Genomic DNA, 19,723 nt, shown 5'->3' on the forward strand with positions numbered 1-19,723 from the left:
GACACGCAGACCACGACGGTCACGGGCGTGGAGATGTTCCGCAAGCTGCTCGACCAGGGCCAGGCGGGCGACAACGTCGGCGTGCTGCTGCGCGGCACGAAGCGCGAGGACGTGGAGCGCGGCCAGGTCGTGTGCAAGCCGGGTTCGGTGAAGCCGCACGCCAAGTTCAAGGCCGAGGCCTACATCCTGACCAAGGAAGAGGGCGGCCGCCACACGCCGTTCTTCACCAACTACCGGCCGCAGTTCTACTTCCGGACCACCGACGTGACCGGGATCGTGACGCTGCCCGAGGGCACCGAGATGGTGATGCCGGGCGACAACGTGACCATGGACGTGGCGCTGATCGTGCCGGTGGCCATGGAGGAGAAGCTGCGCTTCGCCATCCGCGAGGGCGGCCGCACCGTCGGTGCCGGCGTCGTCGCCGCCATCAACGATTGAGCTCGAGCAGGGCCGGCGCGTCGCGACAGACGATGCGCCGGTCCCGCGCCGTCAGCCGGCGGATGGTCCGTGGTCATCTCTAGACCACGGGGGTGCGTCAGGGCTCTGGCCATCGACTTCGATGTGACTCGCGCCGGCCTCCGTCTTGACGGGGTGCCGGCGTTGTTTTGTCTTGTCTCCGCCTTGTCTTGGGGGAGACTCGGATGTTCGGAGATTCCGCGCGGTGGGCCGCGCGATTGCTGGCCCTGATCTGTGCCGGCTCCGTGTTCCTGCCGGTCGGCGCGCGGGCAGACGACCTGAGCGACGGCCGCTTTCGCGACGCGGTGATCAAGCAGATCCGGATCCGTCGACCGGACGTGGCGATCGACCTCAATGCCGATCCGGCGCAGCTCGGCATCGGCACCCAGACGCTCGATCTCACCAATCTCCACCAGCATGTCCGCGGTCTCACCGAGGCCGAGCGCCGGCGGGAGGTCGACGAATTCCTCGGCCTCGCCTTCGCCAAGGCCGGCCCTGCGCCGGAGCCGGCGGATTTCGCGGCGATCAAGGGCCGCCTGCGCGTGCAGCTGGTGCCGGATGAGATCCTTCAGCAGAACCCGCAGCTCGCGCATCGCCGGTTCTCCGAGACGCTGAACGTCGTCTACCTGCTCGACGAGCCCAGGCGCTGCCAGTACGTCACCCGCGAGATGATCGCCGGCTGGCATGTCGATCCTGCCGTGGTGGAAGCCACGGCGGTGCGGAACCTCGCGGGGGCCTCCAAGGATGTGCCGTTCCAGCTCGTCGTCGCGGACCGCACGCCCGTCGCCGCCCTCGCCAGGGAGGACGGCAATTACGCCCTCGCGCGTTTGCTCGTGCCGGACTGGCTCGAGGAGATCCGCAAGGCGCTGAAGGCCGACGGCATCACGCTGACCGGGCCGACCCGCAATCTGCTCATGGCGTGGCCCGCCGACAGCCCTGCGCGGCGCGAGCTGGCCGCAGAGGCCACCACGCAGATGCGCGCCGGACCCTACGGCCGCAGCGACGAGCTGTTCCACTTCGGCCGGGGCGGGCTACGGCCCCTGACCGCCGCCGAGCGGGCGGATCACGGCCGGTGATGCGCGGCGATCGGCGGCGAACCTCTTGCAAGCCGCGCCGCGATGAGGCATTGGGCGGTGCGCTAGGAGTGTAGCTCAACTGGTCAGAGCGCCGGTCTCCAAAACCGGAGGTTGCGGGTTCGAGTCCCTCCACTCCTGCCAGACATTCAGCCCGATCCCGCGCGGTGGCCCGGTCGACAAGCCGGGGGAGTTGCGCTAGAGCGGGCGCAATCCGAGATCTGAAGCGACCGTCGGTGCGGGCCCATCCGGGTCCTCGGCGCCGACATTCGCATTCCCGGATGCGGTCTCTGCCTCGGGGCCGAACACGCACAGATACTGGCGCCATGGCATCGAACGAAGCGACCAAGAAGGTGGACCTGGTGCGCGGCGCAGCCCGCGGTCCCGCGAATCCGCCGCCGGCCCGGCCGGCGACGCCGAACCGGGCGCCGCAGAAGCGTGCCACGCCGGGCGAGTTCATCGCGCAGGTTCGCGACGAGGCCCGCAAGGTCACGTGGCCGACCCGCCGGGAGACCACGATCACGACGATCATGGTCTTCGTGATGGTCGTGGCCGCGAGCCTGTTCTTCACGGTCGTGGATCAGGCCCTGCGCTTCCTGGTCGGCCTGATTTTGGGCGTCTGAGTCGGAGGCGTACGAGGGCGGCTCGCCGCCGATCGGGGGAGACCCCGCGGACTTGTCGGAGTTGAACGGAACCGTGTCGAAGCGCTGGTACATCGTCCACGCCTACTCGAACTTCGAGAACAAGGTCGCCCAGTCCATCAAGGATCAGGCGGCTCAGCGCGGGCTGACCGAGCTGTTCGACGAGGTGATGGTCCCGACCGAGAAGGTCGTGGAGGTCCGCCGCGGCCGGAAGGTCGATGCCGAGCGTAAGTTCTTCCCCGGCTACGTGCTGGTGAAGTGCGACCTCACCGACGAGGTCTACCACCTCATCAAGAACACCCCGAAGGTCACGGGCTTCCTCGGCGCCGATAAGTCGAAGCCGGTTCCGATCCCCGACGCCGAGGCCGAGCGGATCAAGGGCCAGGTCGCCGAGGGTGTCGACCGGCCGAAGCCCTCGATCTCTTTCGAGATCGGCGAGACCGTCCGGGTCGCCGACGGTCCGTTCGCCAGCTTCAACGGCACCGTCGAGGAGATCGACGACGCCCGCTCCCGCCTCAAGGTGGCCGTGTCGATCTTCGGCCGCGCGACGCCGGTGGAGCTCGAATACGCCCAGGTCGAGAAGGCCTGAGCCTCCTGATTTCGGCGGCCCTGAGGCCGCCGCGTCCTTCCGGCCGTCGCTGTGCGGCGGCCGCGAACTTGCCCCATCCTCCTGAGGCTGGGGCATCATCCGCGGGAGATCCGCCCGGCCTCGCCTCCGGGATCCACGGCTCGCACCGCGACCTGCAACCGTCCGACCCGCCGCGCTTCAGGCCGCGTGGGGGCGGATTCTCATTGGGAGCAGTCCCATGGCGAAGAAGATCACGGGCTACGTGAAGCTTCAGGTCCCGGCCGGCGCCGCCAACCCGTCGCCGCCGATCGGTCCCGCGCTCGGTCAGCGCGGCCTCAACATCATGGAATTCTGCAAGGCCTTCAATGCGAAGACCGCGCAGATGGAGAAGGGCACCCCGATTCCGGTGATCATCACCGCGTATCAGGATCGCTCCTTCACCTTCGAGATGAAGCAGCCCCCGGTCACCTTCTTCCTGAAGAAGGCCGTCGGCCTGAAGATCGGCAAGAAGCCGGCCTCCGGCTCGAAGACTCCGGGCAAGGGCCCGACCGTCGGCAAGATCTCCGAGGCGCAGCTGCGCGAGATCGCCGAGAAGAAGATGCCCGACCTCAACTGCGACTCGATCGAGTCGGCCGTTGCCATGATCCGCGGCTCCGCCCGGGCCATGGGCCTCGAAGTGACGGCCTGAGGGAGGATAGCATGGCTAAGGAAGGCAAGCGCATCCGCGCCGCCCGCGAGGGCATCGAGGTCACCAAGCTCTATCCCCTCGACGAGGCGATCAAGCTGGTGAAGGAGCGGGCGACCGCGAAGTTCGACGAGACCGTCGAGGTCTCCATGAACCTCGGCGTCGATCCCCGCCACGCCGACCAGATGGTCCGCGGCGTCTGCAACCTGCCGAACGGCTCCGGCCGGACGGTGCGCGTGGCGGTCTTCGCTCGCGGCGCCAAGGCGGACGACGCCAAGGCCGCCGGTGCCGACATCGTCGGCGCCGAGGACCTGCTGGAGATCGTGCAGAGCGGCAAGATCGAGTTCGATCGCTGCATCGCGACCCCGGACATGATGCCGCTGGTCGGCCGTCTCGGTAAGGTGCTGGGCCCGCGCGGCCTGATGCCGAACCCGAAGGTCGGCACCGTCACCATGGACGTGAAGGGCGCCGTCGCCGGCGCCAAGGGCGGCTCGGTGGAGTTCCGCGTCGAGAAGGCCGGCATCGTCCATGCCGGCGTCGGCAAGGTCTCGTTCGATGCCGACAAGCTCGTCGAGAACATCAAGGCCTTCGCGGACGCCGTCGCCAAGGCGAAGCCCGCGGGCGCCAAGGGCACCTACGTCCAGCGCATCGCCGTCACCTCGACGATGGGCCCGGGCGTGAAGGTCGAGCCGAACACGGTTCTGACCGCCTGAGGCAAGGCATAGCGTCTACGCTGAAGAGCGCCCGGCCGGAAACGGCCGGGCGTTTTCCGTTGCCGGCATGCGGACGGAGCCGCCGTCCCGCCGCGACAGTCGGGCGAGCCGCCGGAACGGCACGCTCGACGCGGGCTCGGCGACCGATCTGGCGCATCGCGTGGGTACCTTGCCGGGAAACGCCCCGGATTACGGCGTGACCATGCTAGTCCCGTCCGAGGCCCGTCGGCGGATCTGATCGGCGGGGCCGAATCGCGGCGATTCTCGTGCTGGATCCCGGGTCGCATATCGCTGACGCGCCCTGTGCCCGGGAAGGGCCGGTGAGAAATAAACCCGTACCCCTTTTCCGGACGGGTGAAGCGGATCCTGATCCGGGACCCGGCACGCGACAGGCCGCGACAGCGGCGCCGTTCTCCTTCACGCCATTCTTAACGGCAGAGGGGGCGCCAACGCGCGCGGCTGTGCTAGATAGGCCGACATGCGATGCACCCTGACGGTCACCTCCAAGCGACGCATCCTGTGCGTCTTTCCCGCCTACACGCCGTCCTTCGGGACGTTCTCCCACGCCTACCCGCTGATGGGCGGGGTGAAGGCGTTCATGCCGCCGCAGGGGCTGCTGCTGATCGCGGCCTACATGCCGGAGGCGTGGGAATGCAGATTCATCGATGAGAATATCCGCCGCGCGAGCCCGGCCGAGTTCGCCTGGGCCGACGCGGTGTTCGTTTCCGGCATGCACATCCAGGAACCGCAGATCCACGACATCCGCGACCGTGCCAGGGCCGCCGGCAAGGTCACGGTTCTGGGCGGTCCCTCGGTCTCCGGCGCGCCGGAGAAATACGGCGACTTCGACTATCTCCATGTCGGCGAGATCGGCGACGCCACCGACCAGCTCGTCGCACGCCTCGACGCCGATGTCGCGCCCCCGCCCGCCCAGGTGGTGCTGGAGACGAAGGACCGGCTCGCGCTCGCCGACTTCCCGGCCCCGGCCTACGACCACGCACCGCTCAAGCGCTATCTGATCGGCTCGCTGCAATTCTCCTCGGGCTGCCCCTATCGCTGCGAGTTCTGCGACATCCCGCAGCTCTATGGCCGCCAGCCGCGGCTCAAGAGCCCCGAGCAGATGTGCGCCGAGCTCGACGCCATCATCAGCCAGCCCGGCCATCCGGCCGTCGTGTACTTCGTCGACGACAATTTCATCGCCAACCGCAAGGCGACCCGCGAGATGCTGCCGCACCTCGTGGCGTGGCAGAAGAAGAACAACTACCCGCTTCAGTTCGCCTGCGAGGCGACGCTGAACATGGCCAAGCAGCCCGAGATCCTCGAGCTGATGCGGCAGGCGAACTTCATGACGGTGTTCGTCGGCATCGAGACCCCGGAGGCCGAGGCCCTCAAGGGCATCGACAAGACCCACAACGCCGCCGTCCCGATGTACGAGGCGATCGAGACCCTCAATTCCTACGGGCTGGAGGTGACCTCGGGCATTATCCTGGGCCTCGATTCCGACACCGACAAATCCGAGCAGAACCTGATCGACTTCATCGACCGCTCGGCCATTCCCGTGCTGACCATCAACCTGCTTCAGGCCCTGCCCAAGACCCCACTCTGGGACCGGCTGGAACGCGAGGGCCGGCTCGTCCATGATGCGGCATTGGAATCGAACGTGCTGTTCAAGCGCCCGCACGACACCGTGGTGGGCAGCTGGCGCCGGGCCATCGCGCACGCCTATACGCCGGAGAAGATCTTCGAGCGCTTCAAGCACCAATGCGCGGTGACCTACCCGAACCGCATCACCACGCCGACCGCCGGCAAGCTGACCTTCACCAATCTCCGCCGGGGCCTGATCCTGGGGTTCAACATCATCACCCGGGTCGGGATCTTTTCCGATTACCGCAAGCCGTTCTGGAGTGCGGCCGGCTACGCGCTGAAGCGCGGGCAGATCGAGGCGGTGTTCAACATGGGCTTCGTGGCCCACCACCTGATCCGCTTCACCCGCGAGGCCCTGCGCGGCGAGCACAACGCCTCCTTCTACGCCGCCAAGGCCGCGGAGGCGAAGGCGGCCCGCGACCGGAGCTGGTGGGAATCGGCCCGGCGCAGGCTGGCGCCGGAACGCGAGGCCGCGTGAGGCGGGTTGCCGGCCAGGCCCGGACATTCCGCAGCAAGTCCTTGCCTGCGGCGGAAAAGTCGCGCTTCAGCCCTTGGCAGGCGGCTTGCTAGGCTCTATACACCGCGCCTCACGCATTTCATCCTCACGGAAGGAGACGGCCGATCGGCCGGTTTCCGCTCGAAATGTCGCCCGGGCAACCGGGTGGCAAAGGCCGGACGGATCCCAGGGGCGACGAGCCCCGCGGAGCCTTGTCCGGCCATGTCCTGTCCGAGACTGCAGGTGCCGGCTCGCCGGCTTAATCCCCAAGCCTGCACAGACGGGGAAGACCGAATTCGAAAAGCCTCGCCCAGGCCTCGGCCGCGGAGGGGTGTCGGTTTGAACCAACTCGCCCGAGGCGGCCTCCAGGGGCACGCGCGGGGACAGGGCCGCGAAGCGTCGTTCGGACGTTCCCGGTTTCTTGGCCGAGATGACGTCCGGGCGGCATGTGCAACCGGCGGACCCGAGATCGGGTTCCGCCAACCGGAGAGAGCCCAGTGGACCGGACAGCTAAAGCTGATCTCGTCTCGACGCTCAACGGCGTGTTCAGTGAGAGCGCCGTTGTCGTCGTGGCCCACTACAAGGGCCTCACGGTCGCCGACATGCAGAAGCTGCGTTCGCAGATGAAGCAGGCTGGCGCCACCGTGAAGGTCGCCAAGAACAGCCTCGCCGGCATCGCACTCGATGGCACGGACGTCGCCTCCATCAAGCCGCTCCTGAAGGGCCCGACCCTGCTCGCCTATTCCGGCGACCCGGTCGCAGCCGCGAAGGTCGCGGTCGATTTCGCCAAGGCCAACGACAAGCTCGTGATCCTCGGCGGCGCGATGGGGAAGACCGCCCTGAACCCGGACGGCGTGAAGGCCCTCGCCTCGCTCCCGTCCCTCGACGAACTGCGCGCCAAGATCGTGGGCCTCGTGCAGGCTCCCGCGACGAAGATCGCTCAGGTCGTCAACGCGCCGGCGGCCAAGCTCGCCCGCGTGTTCGGGGCCTATGCCAAGAAGGACGAGGCCGCCTGAGGCCCTTCAAAAACCATCCGTTCGAACCGATATTGAGAGGAATTCAAAATGGCTGATCTCGCCAAGCTCGTCGACGACCTGTCCTCGCTGACCGTGCTCGAGGCCGCTGACCTGGCCAAGATGCTCGAAGAGAAGTGGGGCGTCTCGGCCGCCGCTGCCGTCGCCGTTGCCGCCGGCCCGGCTGCCGGTGGCGCCGCCGCCGCCGTCGAGGAGCAGACCGAGTTCACGGTTGTCCTGGCCTCGGCCGGCGACAAGAAGATCGAGGTCATCAAGGAGGTCCGCGCGATCACCGGCCTCGGCCTCAAGGAAGCCAAGGACCTCGTCGAGGGCGCGCCGAAGCCGGTCAAGGAAGGCGTTGCCAAGGACGAGGCCGAGAAGCTCAAGGCCCAGCTCGAGAAGGCCGGCGCCAAGATCGAGCTCAAGTAAGTCGACGATGGGCCGGTCCCGGCCCATCACCCCACGGAGGTCCGCTTCGGGCCTGTCGTGACCGGAGCCCGCGGGTGCAACACCCGCGGGCTTTAGGCCGCTTCGGCGGATGGTCCCGGAAGGGACCGGCGAGAAGTTTCGGTTCGGTGGCGCTGCCCGGCGGGGCGCGCGTCGCGGCCCGGTGCGGGAGGTCCCTTTCGGGAACGCTTCCCCGGGCGAGAGGTACGCGGGTAGGAGCGAGGTCACATGGCCAACACGCTGGTCGGTCGCAAGCGCATTCGGAAGTTCTTCGGCAAGATCAAGGAAGTTGCCGAGATGCCGAACCTCATCGAGGTTCAGAAGGCGTCCTACGACCAGTTCCTGATGGTCGACGAGCCCGAGGGTGGGCGCGCCGACGAGGGGCTGCAGAGCGTGTTCAAGTCGGTGTTCCCGATTTCCGACTTCGCTTCCACGGCCCTGCTCGAGTTCGTGCGCTACACCTTCGAGGCGCCCAAGTACGATGTCGACGAGTGCCGCCAGCGCGGCATCACCTTCGCGGCCCCGCTGAAGGTCACGCTGCGCCTCATCGTGTTCGATGTCGATCCCGACACGCAGGCGAAGTCGGTCAAGGACATCAAGGAGCAGGACGTCTACATGGGCGACATGCCCCTGATGACGGAGAACGGCACCTTCATCGTCAACGGCACCGAGCGCGTGATCGTCTCGCAGATGCACCGCTCGCCGGGCGTGTTCTTCGACCACGACAAGGGCAAGACCCATTCCTCGGGCAAGCTCCTGTTCGCCGCCCGCATCATCCCGTACCGGGGCTCCTGGCTCGACGTCGAGTTCGACGCCAAGGACATCGTCCACGTCCGCATCGACCGGAAGCGCAAGCTGCCGGCGACGTCGCTGCTCTACGCCCTCGGCCTCGACGGCGAGGAGATCCTGTCGACCTTCTACAACAAGGTCGTCTATGACCGCGACGGCGCCGACTGGCGCGTGCCGTTCGACGCCGAGCGCATGAAGGGCATGAAGGCCACCGTCGACCTGATCGACGCCGATTCCGGCGAGGTCGTGCTCGAGGCCGGCAAGAAGCTCAACGCCCGCAACGCCCGTCAGATCACCGACAAGGGCACCAAGTTTCTCAAGGCCACCGACGAGGATCTCGTCGGCCAGTACGTGGCCGAGGATCTCGTCAACGCGCAGACCGGCGAGATCTGGGCCGAGGCCGGCGAGGAGATCACCGACAAGCTCCTGAAGAGCCTGGATGATGTCGGCATCACCGAGCTCCCGGTGCTTGACATCGACCACGTCAATGTCGGCCCCTACATCCGCAACACGCTGGCGGTGGACAAGAACTCCAACCGCGAAGGCGCGCTGTTCGACATCTACCGGGTCATGCGCCCGGGCGAGCCGCCGACCCTCGAGACCGCCGAGGCGATGTTCCACTCGCTGTTCTTCGACTCCGAGCGGTACGACCTCTCGGCCGTCGGCCGCGTGAAGATGAACATGCGCCTCGACCTCGACGCCGCCGACACCGTGCGCACCCTCCGCAAGGAGGACATGCTCGCGGTGGTGAAGGCGCTCGTGGAGCTGCGCGACGGCAAGGGCGAGGTCGACGACATCGACCACCTCGGCAACCGCCGCGTCCGCTCGGTGGGCGAGCTCATGGAGAACCAGTACCGCCTGGGCCTCCTGCGCATGGAGCGCGCGATCCGCGAGCGCATGAGCCAGGTCGATATCGACACGGTCATGCCGCAGGATCTCATCAACGCGAAGCCCGCCGCCGCGGCCGTGCGCGAGTTCTTCGGCTCGTCGCAGCTCTCGCAGTTCATGGACCAGACCAACCCGCTCTCCGAGGTGACGCACAAGCGCCGCCTGTCGGCGCTCGGCCCGGGCGGTCTGACCCGCGAGCGCGCCGGCTTCGAGGTGCGCGACGTGCACCCGACCCATTACGGCCGCATCTGCCCGATCGAGACGCCGGAAGGCCCGAACATCGGCCTGATCAACTCGCTCGCCACCTTCGCGCGGGTGAACAAGTACGGCTTCATCGAGACCCCGTTCCGCCGCGTCCGCGACGGCGTGGTCACCGATGAGGTCGCCTACCTCTCGGCCATGGAGGAGGCGAAGTACTACGTCGCTCAGGCCAACGCCCAGATGGACGAGGCCCGCAAGCTCACGGAGGATCTCGTGGTCTGCCGTCGGGCCGGCGAGGTGATCGTCGTGGGGCCCGAGCGCGTCGATCTCATGGACGTGTCGCCGAAGCAGCTCGTCTCGGTCGCCGCTGCGCTGATCCCGTTCCTTGAGAACGACGACGCCAACCGCGCCCTCATGGGCTCGAACATGCAGCGCCAGGCGGTGCCGCTCGTCCGCGCCGACGCCCCGTTCGTGGGCACCGGCATGGAGGCGGTGGTCGCCCGGGATTCCGGCGCCGCCATCGCGGCCCGCCGGGCCGGCATCATCGATCAGGTGGACGCCACCCGTATCGTCATCCGCGCCACCGAGGAGGCCGACGCCAACAAGCCCGGCGTCGACATCTACCGCCTGCAGAAGTTCCAGCGCTCCAACCAGTCGACCTGCATCACGCAGAAGCCGCTGGTCCGCGTCGGCGAGTTCGTGAAGAAGGGCGAGATCATCGCCGACGGTCCCTCGACCGAGTTCGGCGAGCTGGCGCTCGGCCGGAACGTGCTCGTCGCCTTCATGCCGTGGAACGGCTACAACTTCGAGGACTCGATCCTGCTTTCCGAGCGGATCGTGAAGGATGACGTGTTCACCTCGATCCACATCGAGGAGTTCGAGGTGATGGCCCGCGACACCAAGCTCGGGCCGGAGGAGATCACCCGCGACATCCCGAACGTCTCCGAGGAGGCGCTCAAGAACCTCGACGAGGCCGGCATCGTCTATATCGGCGCCGAGGTGAATGCGGGCGACATCCTCGTCGGCAAGATCACCCCGAAGGGCGAGAGCCCGATGACGCCGGAGGAGAAGCTCCTCCGCGCCATCTTCGGCGAGAAGGCCTCGGACGTGCGCGACACCTCGCTGCGGGTGCCGCCGGGCGTCACCGGCACGATCGTCGAGGTGCGGGTGTTCAACCGCCACGGCGTCGACAAGGACGAGCGCGCCCAGGCGATCGAGCGCGAGGAGATCGAGCGGCTCGCCAAGGACCGCGACGACGAGCAGGCGATCCTCGACCGCAACACCTACGCGCGCCTCGCGGACGTGCTGATCGGTCAGGCGCCGGTGGCCGGCCCGAAGGGCTTCCGGAAGGACACCACGCTCACCCGCGAGCTGATCAACGACTACCCGCGCTCGCAATGGTGGCAGTTCGCCGTCATCGAAGACCGTCTCATGACCGAGATGGAGGCGATGCAGAAGCAGTACGACGAGTCGAAGAAGCGCCTCGAGCAGCGCTTCCTCGACAAGGTCGAGAAGCTGCAGCGCGGCGACGAGCTGCCCCCCGGCGTCATGAAGATGGTCAAGGTCTTCGTGGCGGTGAAGCGCAAGATCCAGCCGGGCGACAAGATGGCCGGCCGTCACGGCAACAAGGGTGTCGTGTCGCGGATCGTGCCGATCGAGGACATGCCGTTCCTGGAGGACGGGACGCATGCCGACATCGTGCTCAACCCGCTGGGCGTGCCCTCGCGCATGAACGTCGGCCAGATCCTGGAGACGCACCTGGGCTGGGCGGCTGCGGGCCTGGGTCGCAAGGTGTCGAAGGCGGTGGATGCCTATCTGAAGTCGCAGGACATCGCGCCGCTGCGGGAGGAGATGAAGGCGATCTACTCCCCGGGCGAGCTCGACGGGCTGACGGACGAGGAGCTGGCCGAGGCCGGCAACAACGTCCGCCGTGGCGTGCCGATGGCCACGCCGGTGTTCAACGGCGCCAAGGAAGCCGACATCGAGCAGATGCTGGAGATGGCCGGGCTGGACCGCTCGGCGCAGTCGACGCTCTACGACGGGCGGACCGGCGAGCCCTTCGACCGCAAGGTCACGATGGGCTACATCTACATGCTGAAGCTCCACCACCTCGTGGACGACAAGATCCACGCGCGCTCGATCGGCCCGTACTCGCTCGTCACCCAGCAGCCGCTGGGCGGCAAGGCGCAGTTCGGCGGCCAGCGCTTCGGTGAGATGGAGGTCTGGGCGCTGGAGGCCTACGGCGCGGCCTACACGCTGCAGGAGATGCTCACGGTGAAGTCGGACGACGTGGCCGGCCGCACCAAGGTCTACGAGGCGATCGTCCGCGGCGACGACACCTTCGAGGCCGGCATCCCCGAGAGCTTCAACGTGCTCGTCAAGGAGATGCGCTCGCTCGGCCTCAACGTCGAGCTGACGTCTTCGAAGAAGGCCGCGAACGATCAGCTGGAGCCGCCGGCCGACGCGGCCGAGTAGAGCCAGTCACAAACACCTCCCGTGGCGGCGGATCCCGCCGCCACGGTCGAGCGGGGAGGGGAGGGGCCTTCCGGGTTCGACGACGGTGAGCAGCGCCCGTGCGGGGTGCGGCGCCGGATCTTTTTCAGGACGCGGTGGCCCGGCGCGGGGCTGCCGGCGTCAACAAGGAGCGGATCATGAACCAAGAGGTCATGAACCTTTTCAACCAGCAGGCCACGCCGGTCAGCTTCGATCAGATCAAGATCTCGATCTCGTCCCCGGAGAAGATCCTCTCCTGGTCGTACGGCGAGATCAAGAAGCCCGAGACCATCAACTACCGGACCTTCAAGCCCGAGCGCGACGGCCTGTTCTGCGCGCGCATCTTCGGGCCGATCAAGGACTACGAGTGCTTGTGCGGCAAGTACAAGCGCATGAAGTACAAGGGCGTCATCTGTGAGAAGTGCGGCGTCGAGGTCACCCTCGCGCGCGTCCGGCGCGACCGCATGGGCCATATCGAGCTGGCCGCCCCCGTCGCGCATATCTGGTTCCTGAAGTCGCTGCCCTCGCGCATCGGCTTGCTGCTCGACATGGCGCTCAAGGACCTCGAGCGGATCCTGTACTTCGAGTCCTACTGCGTCATCGAGCCGGGCCTCACCCCCCTGAAGGAGCGTCAGCTCCTGTCGGAGGAGGAGTACCTGCGCGCCCAGGAGGAGTACGGCGAGGACTCGTTCACCGCCATGATCGGCGCCGAGGCCATCCGGCGCATCCTGCAGGAACTCGACCTCGACAAGATCGCCAACGATCTGCGCGAGGAGATCGCGGTCACGACGTCGGAGCTGAAGCCCAAGAAGCTCCTGAAGCGGCTCAAGATCATCGAGGCCTTCCAGATGTCCGGCAACAAGCCGGAATGGATGATCCTCACGGTCGTCCCGGTGATCCCGCCGGACCTGCGCCCGCTGGTCCCGCTGGACGGCGGCCGCTTCGCGACCTCCGACCTCAACGACCTGTACCGCCGCGTCATCAACCGCAACAACCGCCTGAAGCGGCTGATCGAGCTGCGCGCGCCCGACATCATCATCCGCAACGAGAAGCGGATGCTGCAGGAGGCGGTCGACGCCCTGTTCGACAACGGCCGCCGCGGCCGCGTCATCACGGGCGCCAACAAGCGTCCGCTGAAGTCGCTCGCCGACATGCTGAAGGGCAAGCAGGGCCGGTTCCGCCAGAACCTGCTCGGCAAGCGCGTCGATTATTCGGGCCGCTCGGTCATCGTGGTCGGCCCGGAGCTGAAGCTGCACCAGTGCGGCCTGCCCAAGAAGATGGCGCTGGAGCTGTTCAAGCCGTTCATCTACGCGCGCCTCGACGCCAAGGGCTTTTCGGCCACCGTCAAGCAGGCCAAGAAGCTGGTCGAAAAGGAGAAGCCGGAGGTCTGGGACATCCTCGATGAGGTGATCCGCGAGCACCCGGTGATGCTGAACCGCGCGCCGACGCTGCACCGCCTCGGCATCCAGGCCTTCGAGCCGAAGCTGATCGAGGGCAAGGCGATCCAGCTGCACCCGCTGGTCTGCGCCGCGTTCAACGCCGACTTCGACGGCGACCAGATGGCCGTGCACGTCCCGCTGTCGCTCGAGGCGCAGCTGGAAGCGCGCGTCCTCATGATGTCGACCAACAACATCCTGCACCCGGCCAACGGTCAGCCGATCATCGTGCCGTCGCAGGACATCGTGCTCGGCCTCTACTACCTGTCGATCGTGGCCGAGGGCATGCCGGGCGAGTTCAAGGCGGACAACGCCAAGAACCCGATGCAGGGCGTCTACGGCGACATGGGCGAGCTGGAGCACGCCCTGGCCGCCAAGGCCGTGTCGCTGCACACCAAGATCAAGTGGCGCTGGACCGGCATCGGCCCGGATAATCAGCCACTGACCAAGACCTACGAGACCACGCCCGGCCGGGTGATCCTGTCCGGTGCCCTGCCGAAGCACGCCAAGGTGCCCTTCGAGGTCGTCAACAAGTTGATGACCAAGAAGGAGATCTCGGCGATGATCGACACCGTCTACCGCCACTGCGGTCAGAAGGAGTCGGTGATCTTCTGTGACCGGATCATGGCGCTCGGCTTCAACCACGCGTTCAAGGCCGGCATCTCCTTCGGCAAGGACGACATGGTCGTGCCGGAGAACAAGTGGTCGATCGTCGACACGACCCGCGCGCTCGTGAAGGATTACGAGCAGCAGTACAACGACGGCCTGATCACGCAGGGCGAGAAGTACAACAAGGTGGTGGATGCCTGGGCCAAGTGCTCGGACAAGCTGGCCGCCGAGATGATGGGCCGCATCTCCGCGGTCCAGAAGGACGAGCACGGCGCCGACAAGCAGATCAACTCGATCTACATGATGAGCCACTCCGGCGCCCGTGGTTCGCCCGCCCAGATGAAGCAGCTCGCGGCGATGCGCGGCCTCATGGCCAAGCCGTCGGGCGAGATCATCGAGACCCCGATCATCTCGAACTTCAAGGAAGGCCTGGACGTTCTGGAGTACTTCAACTCCACGCACGGTGCCCGTAAGGGCCTGGCCGACACCGCCCTGAAGACCGCCAACTCCGGCTACCTGACCCGCCGTCTCGTCGACGTGGCCCAGGACGCCGTCATCCGCGAGGTGGATTGCGGCACGACCAACGGCATCAAGATGCGCGCCATCGTGGATGCTGGCCAGGTCGTGGCGACGCTCGCCACCCGCATCCTGGGCCGCGCCACGGCCGAGGATCTCGTGGCCGCGGACGGCACGGTGATCGTCAAGACCGGCGAGACCATCGAGGAGCGGCACCTGCCGGCGATCAACGCCGCCGGCATCCAGGAGGTGAAGATCCGCTCGGTGCTGGTCTGCGCCACCAAGAGCGGCGTCTGCGCCACCTGCTACGGGCGCGACCTCGCCCGCGGCACGCCCGTCAACATGGGCGAGGCCGTCGGCGTCATCGCGGCGCAGTCGATCGGCGAGCCGGGCACGCAGCTCACGATGCGCACCTTCCACATCGGTGGTGCGGCCCAGATCGCCGACTCGTCCTTCATCGAGTCGAGCTTCGAAGGCACGATCAAGATCCGCAACCGCGCCGTCGCCAAGAACACGGACGGGGACCTGATCGCCACCGGCCGCAACGTGGCGGTCGTGATCGTGGGGTCGGACGGCGTCGAGCGGGCGGTCCACCGCCTGCAATACGGCGCCAAGCTCCGGGTCGACGAGGGTGACAAGATCAAGCGCGGGCAGCGGATCGCCGAGTGGGATCCCTACACCCGTCCGATCCTCACCGAAGTCGACGGCCTCGTGGCCTACGAGGATCTGGTCGACGGCCAGTCCATGACCGAGACCACCGACGAGTCGACCGGCATCGCCAAGCGCGTCGTCGTCGACTGGCGCGGCTCGGCCCGGACCTCGGACCTGAAGCCCGCGATGGTCGTGGTCGATCGGGAGGGCAAGGCGCTCAAGCTGCCGCGCGGCTCGGACGCCCGCTACTTCCTGCCGGTCGACGCCATCATCGGCTTCGATCCGGGCGCGACGGTCAAGGCCGGCGACATCCTGGCCCGCGTCTCGACCGACTCGGCCAAGACCCGCGACATCACCGGCGGTCTGCCGCGGGTGGCGGAGCTGTTCGAGGCACGGCGCCCGAAGGACGCGGCGATCATCGCCGAGAAGTCGGGCACCATCGCGTTCGGCCGCGACTACAAGAACAAGCGTCGGCTCACGCTGACGCCGCATGACGGCTCGGAGGCGGTCGAGTACCTGATCCCGAAGGGCAAGCACATCCACCTGCAGGACGGGGACGTGGTGGAGCTCGGCGACTACATCGTCGACGGAAACCCGGCTCCGCACGACATCCTGGCGATCAAGGGCGTCGAGGAACTCGCCGCCTACCTCGTCAACGAGATCCAGGAGGTCTACCGGCTGCAGGGCGTGTCGATCAACGACAAGCACATCGAGGTGATCGTCCGTCAGATGCTGCAGAAGGTCGAGGTGACCGATGGCGGCGACTCGGACATCCTCTCGGGCGACCAGATTGACCGGACGGAGCTGACCGAGTTCAACGAGAAGCTGCTTGCCGAGGGCAAGAAGCCGATCCAGGGCGTTCCGGTCCTGCTCGGCATCACCAAGGCGTCGCTGCAGACGAAGTCGTTCATCTCGGCGGCCTCGTTCCAGGAGACCACCCGCGTCCTCACCGAGGCGGCGGTCAACGGCAAGGTCGACACCCTGGAAGGCCTGAAGGAGAACGTGATCGTCGGATCGCTGATCCCGGCCGGCACCGGGTCGATGGTGGCGGACATCCGCTCCATCGCCCGCCGCCGCGACGCGATGATCCTGCAGCAGAAGCAGACCGAGAGCGGCGCGATGCCGGTCGAGGAGCTTCCGCCCGCCGCCGAATAAGGCGACAGGCAGGATTGAGAATGAAGAGGGCGGCCTTCGGGCCGCCCTTTTTCGTGGTTGCTCTCCAAACCGGGACGCCTGCACGGCGGCCGACTTAACCGAGGCTCAACCATGCCGCGCGATAAATCCTGAGCGGCCCCAGAAACACCCTGGAAACGGGGAGGATCGGGCCGGTGCGGGTGCGTGAGTGCGGGTCTGGCGTCGTGGGCACGAGACGAGGACGGGAATCGAGCCTGCGCTGGCTCTCGGCGGCGATGACGCCCTGGATGGTCGGGCTCGGCCTGCTGGTGTCGTTCACGGCCGATGCCGGCACGGAGAACGCCATCGGGGCGAGCCGGCTCGGGGTGATCGATGCCGAGACCGTTCCGCCCCTGCCGCCCGGCACCCTGCTGATCGGATCCGCCCTGCGCCGTCTCGGTGACGAGCCGCCCCAGACAGTGTTCAAGACCGGTGCGCACGTCTTCCCGGTGGTGCAGCGGGGCGGCAAGGGCAACCCCACCCGGCCGCCGGCCGAGAGCTTCGCCCGCCGGGCCGCCAACCTCCGGGAGCCCGGCGGCGCCCTGGTGTTCGGCGACGTCACCGGCAGCGTCACCGGCGTGCTGACGCAGGGGGCTGCGGTTTGGGATCCGGATTCCGAGCCGGAGGCCGGTTTCGTCCCCGTGCCCGATCTCGGCCTGACCACCGGCGCCGGCACGGCCGCCTCCACGGGCGAAGGCACGGCCGACCTCACCGCGGATGGCGGGCCCGAGCGCTTCGACGGCTCGACCCCGCCGGTGCCCCGCGCCATCGCCCTCTCGTCCACGACTCCGGCGCCCGCGGACGCGATCCCCGTGGAGATCGCCGCGGCGAGTCTCGCGCTCCCCGATTTCGCGATCCGCACGGAGCGCCCGGACAGCGCCCAGCCGGTGCCCGAGGATGCGCGCCGGCGCTACGCCGACCTGATCGACCCGAACGCCCTCGACAAGGAGCAGCGCTGCCTCTCCGAGGCGGTCTATTTCGAGGCCCGGAGCGAGCCGGAGGCCGGCCAGGCCGCCGTCGCCCAGGTGGTGCTCAACCGCGTGAAGAGCGGCCTCTACCCGGCGAGCGTCTGCGGCGTCGTCTACCAGAACCGGCACCACTACATGGGCTGCCAGTTCTCCTTCGCCTGCGAGGGCAAGTCCCTGCGCATCACCGATGCGGGCGCCTGGGAATCGGCGACCCGCATCGCCCGCTCGGTGATCGAGGGCCGGACCTACCTCGCCGAGGTCGGTGCCGCGACCCACTACCACGCCGACTACGTCCGTCCGGGCTGGGCGCGCCGTCTGCGCAAGATGGACGTGATCGGCCGGCACATCTTCTACCAGCTCCGGGCGGGTCAGACCTGAGGCGGCTCTGGCCTGACTTCGTAAGAGAGACTGTGGAAAATTCGAACAATGCTACCTAGGTAGGCGACGACTAAGCAGTCGAAACCAAGGGTTAATTTTACCTTCGTTCCCGATAATGCTTGCGCGCCGGGCAACGAGTCTGGCCTCTGGTACGTCGAGACGAGCGCCGCTTGCGCGCCGCTTCTCGTTGTAATGCGTATCAGAGGACTTCCATGACCGCGCCGGTCGCTCGCACCGCTCTCCTGGCCGCCGCCCTCGGCGGCGTTCTCCTTGCCGCACCCGCCCAGGCCGGCGGCTGTTACGGCTCCGAATGCTACCGCCACGTCGTCACGCCGCCGGTCTACGACACCGTGCAGGAGAACGTGCTGGTCCGTCCGCCCCGCACCGTCTACCGGACCACCCCGCCAGTCTACGATACGGTGTCCGAGCGCGTGATGGTCTCGCCGGGTGGCCGCTACTGGCAGACGAGCCGCGGTCCCGGCGGTGAGCTGATCGGCTGCTGGGTCACCACGCCGCCGCGCTTCGCCGTGCGCACGCGGACCGTGCTGGTCCGTCCGGCGCAATCGATCCCCGAGACGATCCCGCCGGAATACGCCAGCGTCAGCCGCCGGGTTCTCGTGGCGCCCGCTCGGGCCGGCTGGGTGCCGGTCGGCGGCGGCTACGGTTACCGGCCGGCCTCTTACGGTGGCCCGCTGGTCGGCTCGATCCCGGACGCCGTCGGCATTACCGGGGCCAGTTCTTCGGATATCGGCGTCGGGCTCGGCTTCTACACGGGCAGCCGGTACGAGGGGTACTGATCCGGCCGCGAAGGCTTGATTCCGGACGTCCCGGCGACACCTCACCGCGCAACACGGGAGGTGACGATGGGGACGTTCAAGGCCTGGGTGGTCGAGAAGAACGAGGCCGGCCAGAGCCTCGCCTTCAAGGACTTCGACGACGCCGACCTGATGGACGGCGACGTCACCGTGCGGGTGACGCACTCGACCCTGAACTACAAGGATGGCCTCGCCCTCACCGGCACGTCGCCGGTGGTGCGCCGCTTCCCGATGATCCCCGGCATCGATTTCTCGGGGATCGTCGAGACGTCGGACCATCCCGAATACAAGCCGGGTGACGCGGTGGTGCTCACCGGCTGGGGCGTCGGCGAGACGCATCTCGGCGCCTACGCCCAGCGCGCCCGGGTGAAGGGCGACTGGCTGGTGCCGCTACCCCAGGGGCTCACGCCCGAGCAGGCCATGGCGGTGGGCACCGCCGGCTACACGGCGATGCTGTGCTGCATGGCTCTCGAGGCCCACGGCGTGACGCCGGAGCACGGCCCGGTCATCGTCACCGGCGCCTCCGGGGGCGTCGGTTCGGTCGCCGTGGCCCTCCTCGCGCGGGCGGGCTGGCACGTCATCGCCTCCACGGGCCGGGACGGCGAATCCGACTACCTGAAGGGCCTCGGCGCTGCGGAGATCCTCGACCGGGCCGAGTTGTCGAAGCCCGGCAAGCCGCTCGGCAAGGAGCGCTGGGCCGCGGGGGTCGATGCGGTCGGCTCCACGACGCTCGCCAACGTGCTGGCCATGACCAAGGCGGACGGCGCCGTCGCCGCCTGCGGGTTGGCGCAGGGCATGGATCTGCCGACCTCGGTGGCGCCGTTCATCCTCCGCGGCGTCTCGCTGCTCGGCATCAACAGCGTCACCACCCCACAGCCGAAGCGTCGCGAGGCCTGGGCGCGGCTCGCCCGGGATCTGGATCTGGGCAAGCTCGCCGCCATGACGAGCCGTGTCCCCCTGGAGGAAGTCGGCCGGCTCGGCGCTGAGATCCTGGCCGGGAAGGTGCGCGGGCGGATCGTGGTGGAGGTGGATCGGGCGGGCGGTCCTCGCTGATCCTCAGGGGTTTCGGC

General features: G+C 67.8%; 14 protein-coding genes and 1 tRNA gene. All 15 read left to right on the plus strand.

What is annotated here, in order from left to right; genetic code table 11:
* Positions 1-438 (plus strand): EF-Tu C-terminal domain-related protein (locus BM396_RS25100; RefSeq protein WP_244538878.1); only part of this gene is annotated, 438 nt, incomplete at its 5' end.
* A 203-nt stretch (positions 439-641) separates the two neighbouring features.
* Positions 642-1,532, plus strand: coding sequence for a DUF1444 domain-containing protein (locus BM396_RS25105; protein ID WP_043385643.1), 891 nt, complete (start codon positions 642-644; stop codon positions 1,530-1,532).
* A gap of 64 nt (positions 1,533-1,596) precedes the next feature.
* Positions 1,597-1,673, plus strand: a tRNA-Trp gene (locus tag BM396_RS25110).
* 182 nt (positions 1,674-1,855) lie between these two features.
* Positions 1,856-2,152 (plus strand): preprotein translocase subunit SecE, encoded by a 297-nt coding sequence (gene secE, locus BM396_RS25115; RefSeq protein WP_043348282.1) that lies wholly within the window; start codon positions 1,856-1,858, stop codon positions 2,150-2,152.
* Between the two features lie 73 nt (positions 2,153-2,225).
* Positions 2,226-2,759 (plus strand): transcription termination/antitermination protein NusG, encoded by a 534-nt coding sequence (gene nusG, locus BM396_RS25120; protein ID WP_012320778.1) that lies wholly within the window; start codon positions 2,226-2,228, stop codon positions 2,757-2,759.
* Between the two features lie 217 nt (positions 2,760-2,976).
* Positions 2,977-3,426 carry a 50S ribosomal protein L11 gene (rplK, locus tag BM396_RS25125; protein WP_043385646.1) on the plus strand — a complete coding sequence of 150 codons (450 nt, stop codon included), beginning with the start codon at positions 2,977-2,979 and terminating at the stop codon, positions 3,424-3,426.
* Between the two features lie 11 nt (positions 3,427-3,437).
* The gene (gene rplA / locus BM396_RS25130; protein WP_043348287.1) at positions 3,438-4,136 is read left to right on the plus strand and encodes a 50S ribosomal protein L1; all 699 of its coding nucleotides are present in this window, start codon (positions 3,438-3,440) and stop codon (positions 4,134-4,136) included.
* Between the two features lie 478 nt (positions 4,137-4,614).
* Positions 4,615-6,258 carry a B12-binding domain-containing radical SAM protein gene (locus BM396_RS25135; RefSeq protein ID WP_043348289.1) on the plus strand — a complete coding sequence of 548 codons (1,644 nt, stop codon included), beginning with the start codon at positions 4,615-4,617 and terminating at the stop codon, positions 6,256-6,258.
* 515 nt (positions 6,259-6,773) lie between these two features.
* Complete coding sequence (gene rplJ / locus BM396_RS25140) at positions 6,774-7,292, plus strand: 50S ribosomal protein L10 (protein WP_043348291.1); 519 nt, start codon at positions 6,774-6,776, stop codon at positions 7,290-7,292.
* 48 nt (positions 7,293-7,340) lie between these two features.
* Positions 7,341-7,718 (plus strand): 50S ribosomal protein L7/L12, encoded by a 378-nt coding sequence (gene rplL, locus BM396_RS25145; protein ID WP_012320773.1) that lies wholly within the window; start codon positions 7,341-7,343, stop codon positions 7,716-7,718.
* A gap of 246 nt (positions 7,719-7,964) precedes the next feature.
* Positions 7,965-12,089 carry a DNA-directed RNA polymerase subunit beta gene (gene rpoB / locus BM396_RS25150; RefSeq protein ID WP_043385649.1) on the plus strand — a complete coding sequence of 1,375 codons (4,125 nt, stop codon included), beginning with the start codon at positions 7,965-7,967 and terminating at the stop codon, positions 12,087-12,089.
* A 176-nt stretch (positions 12,090-12,265) separates the two neighbouring features.
* Complete coding sequence (gene rpoC, locus BM396_RS25155) at positions 12,266-16,474, plus strand: DNA-directed RNA polymerase subunit beta' (RefSeq protein ID WP_043385733.1); 4,209 nt, start codon at positions 12,266-12,268, stop codon at positions 16,472-16,474.
* A gap of 266 nt (positions 16,475-16,740) precedes the next feature.
* Positions 16,741-17,838, plus strand: coding sequence for a cell wall hydrolase (locus BM396_RS25160; protein ID WP_043348328.1), 1,098 nt, complete (start codon positions 16,741-16,743; stop codon positions 17,836-17,838).
* Between the two features lie 212 nt (positions 17,839-18,050).
* Positions 18,051-18,635 carry a hypothetical protein gene (locus BM396_RS25165; RefSeq protein ID WP_043348296.1) on the plus strand — a complete coding sequence of 195 codons (585 nt, stop codon included), beginning with the start codon at positions 18,051-18,053 and terminating at the stop codon, positions 18,633-18,635.
* Between the two features lie 66 nt (positions 18,636-18,701).
* Positions 18,702-19,706, plus strand: a complete 1,005-nt coding sequence (locus BM396_RS25170; protein WP_043348299.1) for an acrylyl-CoA reductase (NADPH) — start codon at positions 18,702-18,704, stop codon at positions 19,704-19,706.
* The last annotated feature ends 17 nt before the right edge of the window (positions 19,707-19,723 follow it).

The sequence above is a fragment of the Methylobacterium sp. UNCCL125 genome, assembly GCF_900116795.1.
Taxonomy (GTDB): domain Bacteria; phylum Pseudomonadota; class Alphaproteobacteria; order Rhizobiales; family Beijerinckiaceae; genus Methylobacterium; species Methylobacterium fujisawaense.

Excerpts from the sequence above, each read along its gene's own strand:
- BM396_RS25105 (WP_043385643.1), top strand. The coding sequence starts at position 642 with ATGTTCGGAGATTCCGCGCGGTGGGCCGCGCGATTGCTGGCCCTGATC.
- secE (WP_043348282.1), top strand. The coding sequence starts at position 1,856 with ATGGCATCGAACGAAGCGACCAAGAAGGTGGACCTGGTGCGCGGCGCA.
- rplK (WP_043385646.1), top strand. The coding sequence starts at position 2,977 with ATGGCGAAGAAGATCACGGGCTACGTGAAGCTTCAGGTCCCGGCCGGC.
- rplA (WP_043348287.1), top strand. The coding sequence starts at position 3,438 with ATGGCTAAGGAAGGCAAGCGCATCCGCGCCGCCCGCGAGGGCATCGAG.
- BM396_RS25135 (WP_043348289.1), top strand. The coding sequence starts at position 4,615 with ATGCGATGCACCCTGACGGTCACCTCCAAGCGACGCATCCTGTGCGTC.
- rplL (WP_012320773.1), top strand. The coding sequence starts at position 7,341 with ATGGCTGATCTCGCCAAGCTCGTCGACGACCTGTCCTCGCTGACCGTG.
- rpoB (WP_043385649.1), top strand. The coding sequence starts at position 7,965 with ATGGCCAACACGCTGGTCGGTCGCAAGCGCATTCGGAAGTTCTTCGGC.
- rpoC (WP_043385733.1), top strand. The coding sequence starts at position 12,266 with ATGAACCAAGAGGTCATGAACCTTTTCAACCAGCAGGCCACGCCGGTC.
- BM396_RS25160 (WP_043348328.1), top strand. The coding sequence starts at position 16,741 with ATGGTCGGGCTCGGCCTGCTGGTGTCGTTCACGGCCGATGCCGGCACG.
- BM396_RS25165 (WP_043348296.1), top strand. The coding sequence starts at position 18,051 with ATGACCGCGCCGGTCGCTCGCACCGCTCTCCTGGCCGCCGCCCTCGGC.
- BM396_RS25170 (WP_043348299.1), top strand. The coding sequence starts at position 18,702 with ATGGGGACGTTCAAGGCCTGGGTGGTCGAGAAGAACGAGGCCGGCCAG.